The sequence below is a fragment of the Kocuria sp. SL71 genome (assembly GCF_026672465.1).
GTDB classification, from domain to species: Bacteria; Actinomycetota; Actinomycetes; order Actinomycetales; family Micrococcaceae; genus Kocuria; species Kocuria palustris.
On record NZ_JAPPRE010000001.1, the window covers coordinates 898164 to 915940 of the forward strand.

The 17777-nt window shown below is 69.4% G+C and carries 13 protein-coding genes; 8 read left to right on the forward strand and 5 right to left on the reverse strand.

Annotation, left to right across the window (positions count from 1 at the left end; genetic code table 11):
- The first annotated feature begins 109 nt into the window (after positions 1–109).
- Together uvrB and OVA15_RS04130 are read left to right on the forward strand one after the other, a co-directional pair.
- Positions 110–2233, forward strand: a complete 2124-nt coding sequence (uvrB, locus tag OVA15_RS04125) for an excinuclease ABC subunit UvrB (protein WP_268143276.1) — start codon at positions 110–112, stop codon at positions 2231–2233.
- 226 nt (positions 2234–2459) lie between these two features.
- Positions 2460–3776: a TerC family protein gene (locus tag OVA15_RS04130; RefSeq protein ID WP_053447366.1), complete on the forward strand. Its 1317-nt coding sequence runs from the start codon at positions 2460–2462 to the stop codon at positions 3774–3776.
- A gap of 228 nt (positions 3777–4004) precedes the next feature.
- On the opposite strand, the gene OVA15_RS04135 is transcribed toward OVA15_RS04130, so the two are convergent.
- The 5 genes from OVA15_RS04135 to OVA15_RS04155 all read right to left on the reverse strand — a co-directional run bounded on the left by OVA15_RS04135 (position 4005) and on the right by OVA15_RS04155 (position 9243).
- Positions 4005–4571, reverse strand: coding sequence for a hypothetical protein (locus tag OVA15_RS04135; RefSeq protein ID WP_024290462.1), 567 nt, complete (start codon positions 4569–4571; stop codon positions 4005–4007).
- Positions 4568–5200 carry a transcriptional regulator gene (locus OVA15_RS04140; RefSeq protein ID WP_206390170.1) on the reverse strand — a complete coding sequence of 211 codons (633 nt, stop codon included), beginning with the start codon at positions 5198–5200 and terminating at the stop codon, positions 4568–4570. The genes OVA15_RS04135 and OVA15_RS04140 overlap by 4 nt, the downstream gene beginning before the upstream one ends.
- Before the next feature lie 57 nt (positions 5201–5257).
- A complete protein-coding gene (locus tag OVA15_RS04145; RefSeq protein ID WP_268143283.1) occupies positions 5258–7867 on the reverse strand; it encodes a DEAD/DEAH box helicase in 2610 nt (869 codons plus the stop codon).
- A 71-nt stretch (positions 7868–7938) separates the two neighbouring features.
- Positions 7939–8553, reverse strand: coding sequence for a flavin reductase family protein (locus OVA15_RS04150; protein ID WP_024290459.1), 615 nt, complete (start codon positions 8551–8553; stop codon positions 7939–7941).
- Positions 8554–8586: 33 nt separating this feature from the next.
- Positions 8587–9243 carry an MBL fold metallo-hydrolase gene (locus tag OVA15_RS04155; RefSeq protein WP_024290458.1) on the reverse strand — a complete coding sequence of 219 codons (657 nt, stop codon included), beginning with the start codon at positions 9241–9243 and terminating at the stop codon, positions 8587–8589.
- A gap of 185 nt (positions 9244–9428) precedes the next feature.
- Here OVA15_RS04155 and OVA15_RS04160 point away from each other — a divergent pair, with 185 nt between their 5' ends.
- The 6 genes from OVA15_RS04160 (at position 9429) to OVA15_RS04185 (ending at position 17720) form a co-directional block, all read left to right on the forward strand.
- On the forward strand, positions 9429–9848 hold the full coding sequence (locus OVA15_RS04160) for a hypothetical protein (protein ID WP_006213195.1): 420 nt from the start codon (positions 9429–9431) through the stop codon (positions 9846–9848).
- A gap of 73 nt (positions 9849–9921) precedes the next feature.
- A complete protein-coding gene (gene uvrA / locus OVA15_RS04165; RefSeq protein ID WP_442786721.1) occupies positions 9922–12897 on the forward strand; it encodes an excinuclease ABC subunit UvrA in 2976 nt (991 codons plus the stop codon).
- Entirely contained in the window at positions 12894–13619 is a 726-nt protein-coding gene (locus OVA15_RS04170) for a lysophospholipid acyltransferase family protein (protein WP_206390175.1), read from the forward strand. The genes uvrA and OVA15_RS04170 overlap by 4 nt, the downstream gene beginning before the upstream one ends.
- Positions 13612–15678, forward strand: a complete 2067-nt coding sequence (gene uvrC / locus OVA15_RS04175; protein ID WP_268143290.1) for an excinuclease ABC subunit UvrC — start codon at positions 13612–13614, stop codon at positions 15676–15678. The genes OVA15_RS04170 and uvrC overlap by 8 nt, the downstream gene beginning before the upstream one ends.
- Positions 15679–15722: 44 nt before the next feature.
- Entirely contained in the window at positions 15723–16643 is a 921-nt protein-coding gene (gene rapZ / locus OVA15_RS04180) for an RNase adapter RapZ (RefSeq protein WP_006213191.1), read from the forward strand.
- Positions 16644–16688: 45 nt separating this feature from the next.
- The gene (locus OVA15_RS04185; RefSeq protein WP_235444602.1) at positions 16689–17720 is read left to right on the forward strand and encodes a gluconeogenesis factor YvcK family protein; all 1032 of its coding nucleotides are present in this window, start codon (positions 16689–16691) and stop codon (positions 17718–17720) included.
- The last annotated feature ends 57 nt before the right edge of the window (positions 17721–17777 follow it).

Here is a 17777-nt window from a genome sequence, read left to right on the forward strand (position 1 = left end):
CCCGCGCCGACCGACCTTCGGGTGCCCCGATATCGCCCTCCACAGCTGCGCTGTCCGCGCAGCTGTGGAGGGCTGCTGTGCTGTCGGTGCCTGGCCGTAGCCTGGACCCATGAGTCTGGCCCAGGAGATCCATCGCGTCGTCGCCCCGTTCGAGGTCATCTCGGAGTTCGAGCCCGCCGGCGACCAGCCCAAGGCCATCGCCGAGCTGACGCGGCGCGTGGAGGACGGGGAGAAGGACATCGTCCTGCTCGGCGCCACCGGCACCGGCAAGTCGGCCACGGCCGCCTGGCTGATCGAGTCGGTGCAGCGGCCCACGCTGCTCATGGTCCAGAACAAGACCCTGGCCGCCCAGCTGGCCAGCGAGCTGCGGGAGCTGCTGCCGAACAACGCGGTCGAGTACTTCGTCTCCTACTACGACTACTACCAGCCGGAGGCCTACGTCCCGCAGACGGACACCTTCATCGAGAAGGACTCCTCGATCAACGAGGAGGTCGAGCGGCTGCGGCACTCGGCCACGAACGCTCTGCTGACCCGTCGGGACGTCGTGGTGGTCTCCACCGTGTCCTGCATCTACGGCCTGGGCACCCCGGAGGAGTACATCCAGCAGATGGTCACCCTGCGGGTGGGGGACCAGCTCGATCGCGACGGCCTGCTGCGCCAGTTCGTGAACATGCAGTACGCCCGCAACGACATGGACTTCCACCGCGGGACGTTTCGCGTGCGCGGGGACACGGTGGAGATCATCCCCATGTACGAGGAGCACGCGATCCGCATCGAGTTCTTCGGCGATGAGATCGAGGCCATCTACACCCTGCACCCCGTCACCGGCGAGATCATCCGAGATGAGCAGGAGATGTACGTCTTCCCGGCCTCGCACTACGTCGCCGGAGCCGAGCGCATGTCCCGTGCCATCGGCCAGATCGAGGACGAGCTGCGGGATCGGCTGGAGGAGCTCGAGTCCCAGAACAAGCTCGTCGAGGCCCAGCGGCTGCGCATGCGCACCACGTACGACCTCGAGATGATGGAGCAGATGGGCTACTGCAACGGGATCGAGAACTACTCCCGTCACATCGACGGCCGCGCCCCCGGCTCCGCCCCGCACTGCCTGCTGGACTACTTCCCGGACGACTTCATGCTCATCGTGGACGAGTCCCACGTGACGATCCCGCAGATCGGCGGCATGTACGAAGGCGACATGTCCCGCAAGCGCACGCTCGTGGACCACGGCTTCCGCCTGCCCTCGGCGCTGGACAACCGCCCCCTGACCTGGGACGAGTTCCTGGAGAGGATCGGGCAGACGGTCTACATGTCCGCCACGCCCGGACCGTACGAGCTCGGCCAGGCGGACGGCTACGTCGAGCAGATCATCCGCCCCACCGGCCTGGTCGACCCGGAGATCGTGGTCAAGCCCACCAAGGGCCAGATCGACGACCTCATGGACGAGATCACCGCCCGCACCGAACGCGACGAGCGCGTCCTGGTCACCACGCTGACCAAGCGCATGGCCGAGGACCTCACCGACTACCTGCTCGAGCACGGCGTCAAGGTCCAATACCTCCACTCGGACGTGGACACCCTGCGCCGGGTGGAGCTGCTCTCCGAGCTGCGGCAGGGCGTGTTCGACGTCCTGGTCGGCATCAACCTGCTGCGCGAGGGCCTGGACCTTCCGGAGGTCTCGCTGGTGGCCATCCTGGACGCGGACAAGGAGGGCTTCCTGCGCTCCACCACCTCGCTGATCCAGACCATCGGCCGTGCCGCGCGAAACATCGACGGCCAGGTGCACATGTACGCGGACAAGATCACCGACTCCATGCGCACCGCCATCGATGAGACCAATCGCCGCCGCGACGTCCAGATCGCGTACAACAAGGAGCACGGGATCGACCCCACTCCGCTGCGCAAGCGGATCGGGGACATCACCGAGCAGCTGGCCCGCGAGTCGGAGGACACCCACGAGCTGCTGGCCGCGCGTGCCGGGGCCAGCGGCAAGCTGGCGCCCACCAAGGGCAGGCGGGACGAGCGCACCAAGGAGGCGGATGCCGAGGCCGCCAAGCTGCGCGAGTCGCGCTCGGACGTCCCGGCGGACAGCCTCGAGGACCTGGCCCAGCAGCTCACGGAGCAGATGAACCAGGCGGCCATGGACCTCAAGTTCGAGCTCGCCGCGCGCATCCGCGACGAGCTGCACGACGTCAAGCGGGAGATCCGCCACGTCCGCGAGGCCAGCGGATCCTGAGCACTGCCTGAGCGGCACAGCCGGATCGCAAGAGCTGCCTGTGTAAGATGCAGGTCAGCGTAGGGGAGTATCCGATCGCACTGTGCACGTCAGCACGCGGGGCGCCTAACCCCGCCGGGTGCAGTGATCGGGCCGCCGTCGTTCAGCGCGCACAGCGCGCTGAACTGGTCGGGCCGATGGAGAGACTTGCGTTTCCGCCCCGATCTGCCATCGAGAGGACCTCCCCATGGATGTCTCACCCCTCGTCTGGGGGCTGACCATCGCCGTGATCATCGGCATGCTCGCCTTCGACTACTTCTTCCACGTGCGCAAGGCGCACGAGCCGCACATCAGGGAAGCCGCCATCTGGTCGGCGATCTACGTGGGAGTCGCACTGATCTTCGGCCTGTTCGTACTGATCGAATGGGGCGGGGTCTACGCCACCGAGTACTACGCCGGCTACATCACGGAGAAGGCGCTGTCGGTCGACAACCTCTTCGTCTTCCTGATCATCATGGCCTCCTTCAAGGTGCCGCGCGCTGATCAGCAGAAGGTTCTGCTCTTCGGCATCACCTTCGCCCTGGTGGCCCGCACCGCGTTCATCTTCATCGGCGCCGCGGCCATCAACCAGCTGGCCTGGCTGTTCTACATCTTCGGCGCCTTCCTCATCTTCACGGCCATCGGACTCATCCGGGGCGAGCTGTCCGGCGAGGACGACGACGAGGCGGACAACTTCATCGTCCGCACCGCCAAGAAGTACATGCACACCACCGACTACTACGACGGCGACAAGCTGTTCACCTACGAGAACGGCAAGCGGGCCATGACCCCCATGCTGCTCGTGATGGTCTGCATCGGCGGCACGGACATCCTGTTCGCCTTCGACTCGATCCCTGCCATCTTCGGCCTCACCCAGGAGACCTACCTGGTCTTCACCGCCGTCGCGTTCTCGCTGATGGGCCTGCGCCAGCTCTACTTCCTGATCGACGGCATGCTCGATCGCCTCATCTACCTCTCCTGGGGCCTGGCGGTCATCCTGGGCTTCATCGGCTACAAGCTGATCGTCCACGCCCTCCACGAGAACGATCTGCCGTTCATCAACGGCGGCGAGGCCGTGCACTTCCCGCCGGAGGTCACCATCGGCCAGTCGCTGTCCGTGATCGTCGGCGTCCTGCTCGTGACCGTCGTGGCCTCCTTGCTCAGCCCCAAGGGCCGCGCCCTGCGCGTGGTCGACGGCCTGCGCCGCGTGTCCAAGGAGTACATCGCCCTGCCGAAGGACGCCTCGGACGAGCAGCGCCAGAAGCTGGCCGCCAAGGGCGCCGCCCTGGTCGAGAAGATGCCGTCCATCAAGGACAAGCACCGCGACGAGCTCATCGACGACCACAGCGCCTACCAGGACCTCGTGGAGCGCGCCCGCGGCGCCCACCAGGAGTACGAGCGGACCGGCGAAGCGCCCAAGCCGGTGACCGTCCCCAAGGACACCGACGCCGTCCCCGGCACCTCGTCAGACAACGGCTCGCATACCGCCGCGAACGGCACCGGCAGCACAGCCGCTGATCAGTGACCGCCTGACCCGATGATCGGCGTCGCTGATCATCGGCCGCAGTGCCTGAGCGAAGACCCCGCCGCCCCTTCTGGGGCGGCGGGGTCTTTCATCTGTCCGCTCGAGCAGGCTCGTGGATCCGAAGGACCCGGCTCGGCGAGCGCGATGCTCGACGGCCTGGAGCTCGATGCTCGTCAGGCGCGCGGCAGCAGGATCTGGAAGGGCTCGACTCTGCTGACGGGGCTGCACTCAGCCGACGGGGGAGACCAGCAGCACGAGACCGGCCGTGCCGGCGGCCCAGAGCAGCGAGGCGAGGGTGCCGATGATGAACTGCTCGCGCTGGCTCGGCGAGGTGAACTCCCCGTACCGGGCTAGGCCCTTGATCGCCACGACCACGGCGATGCCGGTCGCGTAGCCGCTGATCACGCACACGCTCACGGCGATGCGCTCGAGCACGCCGATCACGAGACCTCCGCGCAGCGGCGGGGCGTCCTGCTCCTCCTGCTCGGAGGGCTCCGGCTGCGGTGCACTGAGAACCGGGTCCGCGCGCAGCTGCTCCAGGTGCTCCAGCCGGGCGCGCTCGGCGGTCTCCGTGTCCCGGGCGATCTCCAGCACGAGCCGCACCGCCGGATCGCCCAGCAGAGCACCGGCGACCGTCAGAGCGGGGGCCGACCACCACAGGGGGACTCCCTCGAGCAGCCACCAGAGGAGAGTCGCAGCGAGCACGACCCCCGGCAGCCACACGGTCAGCGCCCCGCGCAGGCCTGCGAGCGATCCGGAGGTGAAGCGGGGCTCGGGGGAAGCCGCGGAGGTCATGAGACCAGCTTGGCTTCTGCGTCCATGCCGCGCTCGTGGGCCCGGCCCAGCAGATCCACGAGGACGGTGCGCGCCTCGGACTCCTCGTACCAGAGGGCGGTGCGCAGTCGTCGGGAGACGGAGGACTGATCGATGCCCAGCACCTGAGAGATCTGCTCCTGCGTCATGCCCTGATCCGCGTACCGGGACGCCTCACGGGCGGCGTCCGTGCGGCGCTGGCGCATGACCGACAGCAGCGCCAGCAGGGCGTCGGCGTCGCGAGCCGCACGAGCACCGGGGCGCGGCGCGCGCACCGCGGTGCGGCTGGTCAGCTTCTTGGCGGCTTCGACGGCGTCGCGGGCCAGGACCAGGCACGGCCCGGTCGCCTCGGCCACCGTCTCCGGCAGCGGCGTCTCCACCGGCCCCAGGCCGATCCCCACGTGCCAGCGGCCGGTCTCGGCCAGCTCCAGGGCGGCGGTCACCACTGTCTGCGGATCCTCGAACAGGGCCTGCAGCTCGTCGCCGGCGGAGATGCTCCAGGGGAGCACCGCCTCCGGATGCCGCTGGTTGAGCCGATCGCGCGCGCCCGCCATGTCCAGCTCGGCCCCCTCCGAGCGCGAGCGGCGACGATCGACCGTCAGTGCGTACATGATGTCCCCCTATGCGGATCTGAACGCATCATAGACCACTATGGTGCTGCAAGCGCATTATCTGCCGGTCTCGGTGAGGGGGCCCACGTTGTCGACGCGCACCACGGGGAATCCGTCCTCGTCCGAGGCCGCCAGGTCGATCCTGGCGTTGATCCCGAAGTCGTGGTGGCCGTCGGGGTCGTCGAAGACCTGCTGGACGCTCCAGAAGCCGTCCAGGCCCTCGGGCCTCTCATCGATGCGGATCAGTGCGGGACCGCGGGACTGGGCATCGGTGTAGATGTCCTGGTACTCGCCGAAGTAGGCGTCCATGGCCTCCGCCCAGCGCTCCCGGTCCCAGCCGGACTCGCCGTCGAGGGCGCCCAGGACCTTCTCCTTCTCGTCGGCGAACAGCTCCACGCGCTGGAACAGCGCATTGCGCACCATGACCCGGAAGGCCCGAGGATTGCGGGTGATCGCGGGGGCCTGCTCCTCGAGCAGCTCCTCGACGGAGTCCTGCGGGGTGCCGGCGGGGGAGCCGCCCTCGGTGAGCTTCTCCCACTCGTCGAGCAGGGAGTTGTCCGTCTGGCGGATGGTCTCGCCGAGCCACTCGACGAGGTCGTCGAACGGCTCGGTGCGCAGGTCCTGGGGCACGGTCTGGCGCAGCGCGCGGTAGGCGTCCGAGAGGTAGCGCAGCAGGATGCCCTCGGAGCGGGCCAGCCCGTAGTACTGGACGTAGTCCCCGAAGGTCATGGCGCGCTCGAACATGTCGCGGACGACCGACTTGGGCGTCAGCTCGTGCTGGGCGACCCAGGGGGCGGAGGTGCGATAGGTCTCGAACGCGTCCTCGAGCATCTCTCGCAGCGGCATGGGCCAGGTGATCTCGTCGAGCTCGCGCATCCGCTCGTTGTACTCGAGGCCCTCGGCCTTCATGGTGGCCAGTGCCTCGGTCTTGGCCTTCTTCTCCTGCATGATCAGCACCTGGCGCGGACGGTCCAGGGTGGCCTCGATGACGGAGACGATGTCCAGCGTGTACTCCGGCGACTCCGGATCCAGCAGGGTGAGCGCGGCCAGGGCGAACGGCGAGAGCGGGCTGTTGAGGGCGAAGTTCTCCTGCAGGTCGATCGTGAGACGGTAGCGGCTGCCGTGCTCATCCGGCTCGGGCAGCTTCTCGACGACCTCGGTGGCCAGCAGCTCGCGCAGGATCGACAGGGCGTCGCGGACCATCTGGCGGCGCTCCGGTGCTGGGGCGTCCGTGTGGGCGATCAGATGGGCGGTCGCCCGGACGGGGTCTCCGGGGCGCTGCAGCAGGTTCAGCAGCATGGCGTGCGTGATGTGGAACGATGCCCGCAGCGGCTCGGGCTGGGCCGCGATGAGGGTCTCGAAGGTCTTGCGCGACCACGCCACGAAGCCCTGCGGGGGCTTCTTGCGCGGGATCTGACGCAGCTTCTTCTCATCGTCCCCATGCTTGCGTCGCGCCTTCTCCAGCGCCCGCTTGTTCTCGATGTCGTGCTCGGGAGCCTGCACCACGACGGTGCCCTGGGTGTCGAATCCCGCACGCCCCGCGCGGCCTGCGATCTGGTGGAACTCGCGCGCATTGAGCCGCCGGGTGCGGTTGCCGTCGAACTTGGACAGCGCGGTGATCAGCACGGTGCGGATGGGGACGTTGATGCCCACCCCCAGGGTGTCGGTGCCGCAGATGACCTTGAGCAGACCGCGCTGGGCCAGCTGCTCCACGAGCCGCCGGTACTTGGGCAGCATCCCCGCGTGATGTACGCCGATCCCGTGGCGCACGAGCCGGTTCAGGGTCTTGCCGAAGCCGGCCGCGAAGCGGAAGCCGGCGATCATCTCGGCGACCTGCTCCTTCTCCTCCTTGGACAGCACGTTGACGCTCATCAGCGCCTGTGCCTGGTCCATGGCCTGCAGCTGGGAGAAGTGGACCACGTAGACGGGCGCCTGGTGCGTGCTCACCAGCTCATCGATCTGCTCGTGGACCGGGACCTCCGAGTAGTAGTAGCTCAGCGGGACCGGGCGCTCGGCATCGTCGACGACGGCGGTCTCCCGACCGGTGAGCTCGCGCATCCGGTCGTCGAACCGGGTGACGTCGCCCAGGGTGGCGGACATCAGCAGGAACTGGGCCTGCGGCAGCTCGATCAGCGGCACCTGCCAGGCCCAGCCGCGCTGCGGGTCGGCGTAGAAGTGGAACTCGTCCATGACGACGGGCCCGAGGTCGGCGTCCGAGCCCTCGCGCAGCGCGATGTTGGCCAGGATCTCCGCCGTGCAGCACACGATCGGCGCGTCCGGGTTGACCGCGGAGTCGCCGGTGACCATGCCGACGTTCTCCGCCCCGAAGGCCTGGCACAGCGCGAAGAACTTCTCCGACACGAGCGCCTTGAGCGGGGCGGTGTAGTACGAGCGCTGTCCCCGGGCCATGGCCGCGAAGTGCGCGCCCATGGCCACGAGCGACTTCCCGGATCCGGTGGGCGTGGCCAGGATGACGTTGGCGCCGCCTGCGAACTCGAGCACGGCCTCGTCCTGATGCGGGTAGAGCTCGATCCCGGCCTCGGCGGCCCAGCCGTGGAACCCCTCGTAGATCTCATCCGAGCTCAGAGGGTTGCGCGCGAAGTCACCGCGCAGATAGCGGGAGCCGGCGGCGGCGAGGGCGGGGGAGAGGGCGCTCAGCAGTGTCATCGTGGGCCAAGCCTAGCCAGGCCCGACGACAGCGCAGCACCGCCGCAGCCCGGTGCCCGCCGGTGCAGCACTCAGGCCTGCTGCGGCCGGTCCATCGCGTGGATGGTCCCCAGCTGCGCCCATTCGTTGCGCCCCAGGCGGCTCATGGGATCGAGCAGCCGAGCATCGGGCAGGGTCCGGCCGCGGTCGTCGGTGCGCAGGACCGACTCGTCCACGCTCACGTGCAGGACGCGTCCCAGGACCACGAAGCTGTCCCCGACCGGGATGACCTGCTCGCACCGGCACTCCAGGACGGCGGGGGAGCCGGCGACCGCCGGGGCCGAGACGAGCTGGGAGGGCAGAGCCGGGATGCGTGCGGCGTCGAACTCGCTGATCTCGGGCGCGTAGGGCGCTGAGGTCTGGTTCGCGGCCTCGCGCTGGGCGGCGCTGATGAGCGAGATCGTGAACTCGCCGGTCTGCTCGATCGCCCGCAGGGTGTCCTTGCGCCCGCTCGAGGTGAACAGCACGATCGGCGGATCCTCGGAGGCCATCGTGAAGAACGAGTGCGGCGCGAGGTTGTCCGTGCCGTCGGCGTCGCGGGTGCCGACCCAGGCGATCGGCCGCGGGATCAACAGGGACTTGACCAGCAGCGTCGTCTCGCGAGCGCCGAGCTCATCCGGGTCGAAGGACCTGCGCTGGATCTCCATCTCAGCGGGCGGAGGCTGCGGACGGGCTGCGGCTCACCAGCCGCGCTCGCGCCACTCGTCCAGCGACGGGCGCTCCTGGCCCAGCGTGGTGGATTCGCCGTGGCCGGGGTGGATCACGGTGTCGTCGTCGAAGCGGTCGAAGATCCGCTCGACGACTGACGTGTAGGCCTGCTGGAAGGCCTCCGGCGAGTTCGTCTTGCCGACGCCGCCCGGAAAGAGGGCGTCACCGGTGAAGATGCGCACCGGGCCCTGGGGGTCGCGGTAGACCAGGCCGATGGAGCCGGGGGTGTGACCCGGCAGGCCGATGACCTCCAGGTCGAAGCCCTCGAACTCGGCGACGTCTCCGTCATCGAGCGTCAGGTCCATCTCGACGTCGATGTCGTCCTCGTCGTCGGTGCCGCAGGCCGTGACGGCCTCGGAGCGGGACTTGACCTCCTCGAGCGCCCCGATGTGATCGTGGTGGGAGTGCGTGGTGATGATCATCTGCAGGCTGCCCGACAGCGAGCAGTCCGTGGAGCCGGCGCCCACGAGCCCGGCGATGGCGCGAGCATCGGCCGCAGCATCGATCAGCACCTGGGAGCCGTGCTCCTTGGAGGTGAGCAGGTACACGTTGTTCTGCATCTCGCCGACCACGATGCGGCGGACGGTGATCTCCGCCAGCTCGATGGCGGCGGTCTCGGTGACGTTCATGGCGCCCACTGTAGAGATTCTTCCGGCCCGCGGCACCCCGGCGTGGCACCTGACAGCACTGATGTGAGGCCCCTCTCACCCCTCGGCTGCGGAGACGTGCCACGGGTCCGACCCCGATACCCTGGCCGCGGGCGCTGCCACGCTCGAGACCGACCAGGCCGTCCGCCGACCCCCAGGAGCCCGCCGTGCCTCAGATCCTCCCGCCCGCCGACGAGGTCTGGGAGACGCGTCGTCCGCCGCGGCTGATCGTCCTGAGCCTCGCCTCGCTGCTCAGCTTCCTGGCCATGATCTACGTGCAGAGCCACGACGCCGAGATCGTCGAGGCCTCCTCCCTGCCCGAGGTCCAGGGGACCGAGCCGGGCCCCTCGCTGACCACAGCCCTGGGCCTGACGATCCTCTACGTCGTGCCGCTGCTGATCTGGCTGTGGGGCCAGCACTGGATGCTGCACGTCATGGCGGTGCTGTGCTTCCTGGGGCTGGTGGTCTTCGCGCTGTCGGCGGCCACGGGCCTGCTGTGGAGCTTCGGGGTCGCGCTGCCGGCGATCATCGGGATCTTCGTGAACGTGGGCTGGCTGCTGGTGGCCTACCGGCGCGGCCTGCACTGAGTCGCCTGGCGGGGCCTTCGCGGTGGGCTGATCCGTGCCTGCGGTGTCGGCTCCTGCCGATACCATTCCGGACGTGTCCGAACGAACTCTCACCCCCAGCCAGCACGCTCCTGAGAGCCCCCGCAGCACCGCGCCCGGAGCCGACCTGAAGGAGATCGTGATCCGCGGCGCCCGCGAGCACAATCTCAAGGACGTCGACCTCACCATCCCCCGCAACTCCATGGTCGTGTTCACCGGCCTGTCCGGGTCCGGGAAGTCGTCCCTGGCGTTCGACACCATCTTCGCGGAAGGCCAGCGCCGCTACGTCGAGTCGCTGTCCTCCTACGCCCGCATGTTCCTGGGGCGGGTGGACAAGCCGGACGTCGACTTCATCGAGGGCCTGTCTCCGGCGGTGTCGATCGACCAGAAGTCGACCTCGCGCAATCCCCGCTCCACGGTCGGCACGATCACCGAGATCTACGACTACATGCGTCTGCTCTGGGCGCGCGTGGGCCACCCCCACTGCCCGCAGTGCGGAGAGCCGATCACGCGACAGACCCCGCAGCAGATCGTGGACCGCGTCATGCAGCTGCCGGAGCGCACCCGCTTCCAGGTGCTGGCCCCCGTCGTCCGCCGTCGCAAGGGCGAGTTCGAGGACCTGCTGTCCTCCCTGACCACGTCCGGCTACTCGCGCGCCGTGATCGACGGCGAGCAGATCTCGCTGGACGATCCGCCCAAGCTCAAGAAGCAGATCAAGCACGACATCGAGGTCGTCGTCGACCGCCTGGTCATCAAGGAGGGCGCCGAGCGCCGCCTCACCGACTCCGTCGAGACCGCGCTGGGGCTGGCCGACGGCCGCGTCGTCATCGAGATCGTCACCCGCGAGGGGGAGGAGCTGCCGGAGGGCGTGGAGCGTCGGCACACGTTCTCGGAGCACCTGGCCTGCCCCAATGACCACCCCATCGGGGCCGCGGAGATCGAGCCCCGGTCGTTCTCGTTCAACGCTCCGTTCGGCGCATGCCCGGAGTGCGACGGCATCGGCTCGCGCCTGGAGGCGGACGAGACCCTGGTCGTGCCGGACGAGGACCTCACGCTGGTCGAGGGCGCCATCCAGCCGTGGTCGCAGGGCAAGGCCCACAGCGACTACTGGAACCGCCTCATGGCGGGACTGGGCGAGGAGATGGGCTTCGATCTCGTCACTCCGTGGAAGGACCTGCCCAAGGCGGCGCGCAAGGCGCTGCTCGAGGGCAAGGACTTCAAGGTCACCGTCTCCTACAAGAACCGCTGGGGCCGCGAGCGCCGCTACACCCAGGGCTTCGAGGGCGTCTACGGCTACATCCGCCGCAAGCGGGAGGAGACCGAGTCGGACTCGGCCAAGGAGCGCTACGAGCAGTACATGCGCGTGGTGCCCTGCCCGGCCTGCGACGGCAAGCGACTGAACCCCACCATGCTCAGCGTGACCGTGGGCGGGCTGTCCATCGCCGATGCCACGCGCCTGCCCATGCGCGAGGCCCTCGAGTTCTTCCAGTCGCTGGATCTCTCCACCCGGGAGGCGCAGATCGGCGACCAGGTGCTCAAGGAGATCCACGCCAGGCTGAACTTCCTGCTGGACGTCGGACTGGACTACCTGGACCTCGAGCGCCCGGCCGCCACGCTCTCGGGCGGCGAGGCCCAGCGCATCCGCCTGGCCACGCAGATCGGCGCTGGGCTGGTCGGCGTGCTCTACGTCCTGGACGAGCCGTCCATCGGCCTGCACCAGCGCGATAACAGGCGCCTGATCCAGACCCTGATCAAGCTGCGGGACATGGGCAACACGCTGATCGTCGTCGAGCACGACGAGGACACCATCCGGGAGGCCGACTGGATCGTCGACGTCGGCCCTGGCGCCGGCGAGCGCGGCGGCAGGATCGTGCACACCGGCGGCTATGACGAGCTGCTCGAGAACCGCGAGTCGATCACCGCCGACTACCTGGCCGGTCGCCGGGAGATCGCGGTGCCCGCTCAGCGCCGGCCGATCGACCGGAAGCGCATGCTCAAGGTCATCGACGCCAAGGAGAACAACCTGCGCGGGGTGGACGTCGAGTTCCCGCTGGGCGTGCTGACCGCGGTGACGGGCGTGTCCGGATCGGGCAAGTCCTCCTTGGTCAACGACATCCTCTACACCCGCCTGGCCAATGAGCTCAACGGCGCCAAGCAGGTCCCCGGGCGGCACAAGCGCATCGAGGGCATGGACCAGCTCAAGAAGATCGTGCACGTGGATCAGTCGCCGATCGGACGGACCCCGCGCTCCAACCCGGCCACCTACTCCGGTGTGTTCGACCGGATCCGCAAGCTGTTCGCGGACACCCAGGAGGCCAAGATCCGCGGCTATCAGCCGGGCAGGTTCTCGTTCAACATCAAGGGCGGGCGCTGCGAGGCCTGCGCCGGCGACGGCACCCTGAAGATCGAGATGAACTTCCTGCCGGACGTCTACGTCCCGTGCGAGGTCTGCAAGGGCGCCCGCTTCAACCGCGAGACCCTCGAGGTCCAGTACAAGGGCAAGAACATCGCCGAGGTCCTGGACATGCCGATCGAGGAGGCCGCCGAGTTCTTCTCCGCCTACACGGCGATCGCCCGGCACCTGCACACCCTCGTGGACGTGGGCCTGGGCTACGTCCGACTGGGCCAGCCGGCCACCACGCTCTCCGGCGGCGAGGCCCAGCGCGTCAAGCTCGCCGCGGAGCTGCAGCGCCAGTCCCGGGGCCAGACCATCTACGTGCTGGACGAGCCCACCACCGGACTGCACTTCGAGGACATCTCCAAGCTGCTGCAGGTCCTGCACGCCCTGGTCGACAAGGGCAACACCGTCATGGTGATCGAGCACAACCTCGACGTCATCAAGACCGCGGACTGGGTCGTGGACATGGGCCCCACGGGCGGCTCGGGCGGCGGCACGGTCGTGGCCCAGGGCACCCCGGAGGACGTCGCCGCGTCGCCGGACAGCTTCACGGGCGAGTTCCTGCGGGAGATCCTGAACGGCGCCGTCATCGAGGTCCAGGCCGAGGCCGTCGGGGCGGGGGCCGCACGATGAGCGCGCTGGACAGGCTGCGTGCGGTCCCCTCGCAGATCGGGCTCTACCGCACCACGCAGCGCGCCGTGGCCGCCGCCTTCATGGTCCTGTGCCGCGCGCAGATCCGCGGCAAGGAGAATTTCCCGGCCGAGGGGCCGGTGATCGTGGCCTCGAACCACCGCGCGCTGATCGACAGCATCATCCTCTCCGCGATCTTCCCGCGACGGGTCTCCTTCATCGCCAAGGCCTCGCCGCTGAACACGCCGGGGATCCGCGGCTGGGCCATGCGCCAGGTCTACGAGCTGCTGGGCATCATCCCGGTGGACCGCTCGTCGCGTCGCGATGCGGCGGCCGCCATGGATCCGGCGATCGAGCTGCTCGAGGCCGGGGGAGTCTTCGGCGTCTTCCCGGAGGGCACCCGCTCCCGCGACGGACGCCTCTACCGCGGCCGCACAGGTGTGGCCCACGCCGCGCTGAGCACGGGGGCTCCGATCCTCCCCGTCGCCCTGGAGGGCACGCAGGACGTCCAGCCGCTGGGGACCACGTGGCCGCGCCCGCGCCGGTTCACCGTGAGCCTGGGCGAGCTGATCGAGGTTCCGCGTGCCGAGGGCCGCCAGACCGGCAGGCAGCGCCGTGAGCTGACCGACCGGGTCATGGAGGCGATCGGGCAGCTGTCGGGCCAGGAGCGCGCGGAGACCTTCAACACCTCCACGACCTTGGAGGGGGATGCCAGGCGTGGCTGATCCGGCCTCCTACCGCCCCCAGCGATCCGAGATACCGCAGGACCCCGGCGTCTATCGCTTCCGCGACGAGACCGGGCGCGTCATCTACGTCGGCAAGGCCAAGAACCTGCGCAACCGGCTGTGGTCCTACTTCGCCCCGCCGTCCACGCTGGCGCCCAAGACCCGAGCCATGGTCACCACGGCCGCCGGCGTGGAGTGGGTCGTGGTCGGCTCGGAGATGGAGTCCCTGCAGCTCGAGTACACCTGGATCAAGCAGTTCCGCCCGCGCTTCAACATCGCCTACCGGGACGACAAGTCCTACCCCTACCTGGCCATCACGCTGGGGGAGGAGGTGCCCCGGGCCATGGTGACCCGAGGCGCCAAGCAGAAGGGCACCCGCTACTTCGGCCCCTACTCCCAGGCCTGGGCCATCCGCGAGACCCTCGACGCCTTGCTGCGCGTCTTCCCGGTGCGCTCCTGCTCCAAGGGCGTCTACCGCCGCGCCGAGCGCTCGGGGCGGCCCTGCCTGCTGGGCTACATCGGCAAGTGCTCGGCACCCTGCGTGGGGCAGATCTCGGTCGAGGACCACCGTGACCTGGTCGATGACCTCTGCCGGTTCATGGCCGGGCACGCCGAGCCGTTCATCCGCGAGCAGGAGCGGCTCATGAAGCAGGCGGCGGCGCAGATGGACTTCGAGACCGCGGCGGCCCGCCGCGACGACGTCGAGGCCCTGCGCAAGGCCTTCGAGCGCAATGCCGTCGTGCTCTCCGACGCCGTCGACGCCGACTTCTTCGCCCTGGCCGACGACGAGCTCGAGGCCGCCGTCCAGGTCTTCCACGTGCGCGGCGGGCGCATCCGGGGCCAGCGCGGCTGGGTGACCGAGAAGGTGGAGGAGACCGATGCCGGGCACCTGCTGCAGGTGCTGCTGCAGCAGGTCTACGGCGAGACCGAGTCCGCCGCCGTCGAGCAGCGCGAGGTCCAGCGCGCCCGCGAGGCCGCGGAGGGCAGCCACCACCGTCCGCGCAGCGCCGAGATGGACTACCGAGAGGACGCCGTCCCGCGCACCGTGCTGGTCTCCCAGGAGCCCGAGGACCGCGAGCAGATGGAGCAGTGGCTCACCGAGCTGCGCGGCTCCCGGGTCTCCGTGTCCACGCCGCAGCGCGGCGAGAAGGCCCAGCTCATGCAGACGGTTCAGGAGAACGCGCGGCAGGCCCTCGCCCTGCACAAGTCGCGGCGCGCCGGGGACATCACCACCCGCTCCGCCTCCCTGCAGCAGCTGCAGAAGGCCCTGGATCTGCCCGATGCCCCCATGCGCATCGAGTGCTATGACATCTCCCACGTGCAGGGGAGCAACGTCGTGGCCTCCATGGTCGTCTTCGAGGACGGACTGCCCCGGAAGGCCGAGTACCGGAAGTTCTCCATCACGGGAGAGGCAGCCCGCGATGACACCGCCTCCATGTACGACGTCATCCACCGGCGCTTCCGCCGCCACCTCGAGCAGCAGCAGGAGCAGCAGGCCCCGCGCACCGGAGAGCTCGACCAGGAGGACCTGGCCGATGACCCCGCCCAGCGCAGGCGCTTCGCCTACCCGCCGAACCTCGTGATCGTCGACGGCGGCCCGCCCCAGGTCGCCGCGGCCGCCCGAGCCCTGGAGGATCTGGGCATCGACGATGTCGCCGTCGTCGGGCTGGCCAAGAGGCTCGAGGAGGTCTGGGTCCCGGACGACGAGTTCCCCGTGATCCTGCCGCGCGCCTCCGAGGCCCTGTACCTGGTCCAGCGCGTGCGCGACGAGGCCCACCGCTTCGCCATCACGTTCCACCGCGCCAAACGCGGCAAGGCCATGACGGCCTCCGTGCTGGACGACCTCCCGGGCGTGGGCCCCGCCAAGCAGAAGGCCCTGCTCAAGCACTTCGGCTCCGTCAAGAAGATCAAGGAGGCCCGCGTCGAGCAGCTCGAGGAGGTCCCCGGCTTCGGCAGCGCCCTGGCGCTGAAGGTCTTCGCTGGGCTGCACGCCGAGCAGGACGGCTCCGAGGAGCCGCTGCCGGCCGTCGACATGGACACCGGCGAGATCCTCGACTGAGACCCCCGCGCGTCGGGATAGGCTCTGGAGCCAGGAGGCAGAACATGACGGAGAACACCCACTCGACCCCGGGCCAGGATCAGGCGCGCCCGGAGCGTCCGCGCACGGCCGAGCTGCTCGTGGTCACCGGTCTGTCCGGGGCGGGGCGCTCCACGGCGGCCAACGCTCTGGAGGACCAGGGCTGGTACGTCGTCGACAATCTGCCGCCGCAGATGCTGCAGACACTGGCGGATGTGGTCTCCCGCTCGCCGGAGGCCATCCCGCGCCTGGCGGTCGTGATCGACGTCCGCGGCAAGGCCCTGTTCGACGACATGCAGGACACGCTCTCGGCCCTGGAGGCCAACGGGGTCGAGTTCTCGATCCTGTTCCTCGAGGCCTCGGACGAGGTGCTGGTCGCTCGCTACGAGCACCAGCGCCGTCCTCATCCGCTGCAGGCCGGAGGCCGGATCCTGGACGGCATCGCAGCCGAGCGCCGGCTGCTCTCGGCGCTGCGCGAATCCGCCGACGTCGTGCTGGACACGTCGTCGTTCAACGTCCACGGCCTGTCGAAGGCGGTCGCGGATCTGTACTCCACGAACGGCCCCGTGGTCCTGCGCCTGACCGTCATGAGCTTCGGCTTCAAGTACGGCGTGCCCGCCGACGCCAACTACGTCGCCGACGTCCGCTTCATCCCGAACCCCCACTGGGTGCCGGCCCTGCGCCCGCGCACCGGACGGGACAAGGAGGTGCGCGACTACGTCTTCCAGGGCGACGGCGCCCGCACGTTCGTGGAGCGCTTCACCTCCATGCTGGAGCCGGTCTTCGAGGGCTACCGCACGGAGAACAAGCACTACGCGACCATCGCGATCGGCTGCACCGGCGGCAAGCACCGCTCGGTGGCCATGACCGAGGAGGTCGCCAAGCGGCTGTCCAAGCTGCCGCGCGTCGTCGTGAACGTCGAGCATCGGGACGTGGGCCGCGAGTAGGCCGCCGCCCCGACCCACGACCGCCACGATCACCTGGACCGCACCATGACCGAGAACCGACTGCGCGACGTCCTTCCGCAGGGACGCTCGCCGCAGAGCCCCCTCCAGGGCGGCGCAGCGCCGCGACCGCGGCGCCAGAGCGGCCGCTCCGTCGTCGCCCTGGGAGGCGGCCACGGCCTGTCCGCCTCGCTGTCGGCGCTGCGCCTGCTGACCAAGCGGCTCACCGCCGTGGTCACCGTCGCCGACGACGGCGGCTCCTCAGGTCGGCTCCGCCAGGAGCTCGACGTCCTTCCCCCCGGCGACCTCCGAATGGCGCTGTCGGCGCTGTGCGATGACTCCGACTGGGGGATGACCTGGCGCGACGTCATGCAGCACCGCTTCGACTCCGGGCCGGAGCGGCTGAGCTCGCTCGACGGCCACGCGCTGGGCAACCTGCTGATCGTGACCCTGTGGGAGCTGCTCGGCGATCCCGTCGAAGGCCTGCGCTGGGCCGGTGCCCTGCTGGAGGCCGAGGGCACCGTGCTGCCCATGTCGCTGACTCCGCTGGTCATCGAGGGCGAGGTCCCGGATGACACCGCCCCCGACGGCCTGCGCACCGTCACCGGCCAGGTGGATCTGGCGCGCGAGCCGTACATCCGCGACGTCCGGCTCCTGCCGGTCGACGCCGAGCCGTGCCTGCAGGCTCTGAGCGCGATCGAGTCCGCCGACTGCGTGATCCTGGGCCCGGGCTCGTGGCACACCTCGGTGCTGCCGCACCTGCTCATGCCGGAGATGCGCCAGGCGATCCGCGACACCGAGGGCATGAAGTTCGTGACCATGAACCTGTCCCGGGATTCGGAGACGCAGGGCAAGACGAGCGCACAGGAGCTCGAGATCCTGCGCCACTACGCCCCGGACGTCGGGATCGACGCTGTCGTGGCCGATCCGAGCTCCGTGGAGGACCGCGAGGCCCTGGAGCGGGCGGCGGCGCGGATGGGCGCGATCGTGCACTTCGCCGATCTGCGCCGGGCTGAGGGGCTGTCGATCCACTCGCCGCTGAAGCTGGCGGCGGCGTATCAGGAGGTCATGGAGCGCTGAGCCGCTGCCGCGACCGCCCTGGTCGCAACGGGAACGATGCACCGTCGAATGGGCGGT

Excerpts from the sequence above, each read along its gene's own strand:
- rapZ (WP_006213191.1), top strand. The coding sequence starts at position 15,723 with ATGACGGAGAACACCCACTCGACCCCGGGCCAGGATCAGGCGCGCCCG.
- OVA15_RS04150 (WP_024290459.1), bottom strand. The coding sequence starts at position 8,553 with ATGGAGATCCAGCGCAGGTCCTTCGACCCGGATGAGCTCGGCGCTCGC.
- OVA15_RS04130 (WP_053447366.1), top strand. The coding sequence starts at position 2,460 with ATGGATGTCTCACCCCTCGTCTGGGGGCTGACCATCGCCGTGATCATC.
- OVA15_RS04155 (WP_024290458.1), bottom strand. The coding sequence starts at position 9,243 with ATGAACGTCACCGAGACCGCCGCCATCGAGCTGGCGGAGATCACCGTC.
- OVA15_RS04145 (WP_268143283.1), bottom strand. The coding sequence starts at position 7,867 with ATGACACTGCTGAGCGCCCTCTCCCCCGCCCTCGCCGCCGCCGGCTCC.
- OVA15_RS04185 (WP_235444602.1), top strand. The coding sequence starts at position 16,689 with ATGACCGAGAACCGACTGCGCGACGTCCTTCCGCAGGGACGCTCGCCG.
- uvrB (WP_268143276.1), top strand. The coding sequence starts at position 110 with ATGAGTCTGGCCCAGGAGATCCATCGCGTCGTCGCCCCGTTCGAGGTC.
- OVA15_RS04135 (WP_024290462.1), bottom strand. The coding sequence starts at position 4,571 with ATGACCTCCGCGGCTTCCCCCGAGCCCCGCTTCACCTCCGGATCGCTC.
- OVA15_RS04170 (WP_206390175.1), top strand. The coding sequence starts at position 12,894 with ATGAGCGCGCTGGACAGGCTGCGTGCGGTCCCCTCGCAGATCGGGCTC.
- OVA15_RS04140 (WP_206390170.1), bottom strand. The coding sequence starts at position 5,200 with ATGTACGCACTGACGGTCGATCGTCGCCGCTCGCGCTCGGAGGGGGCC.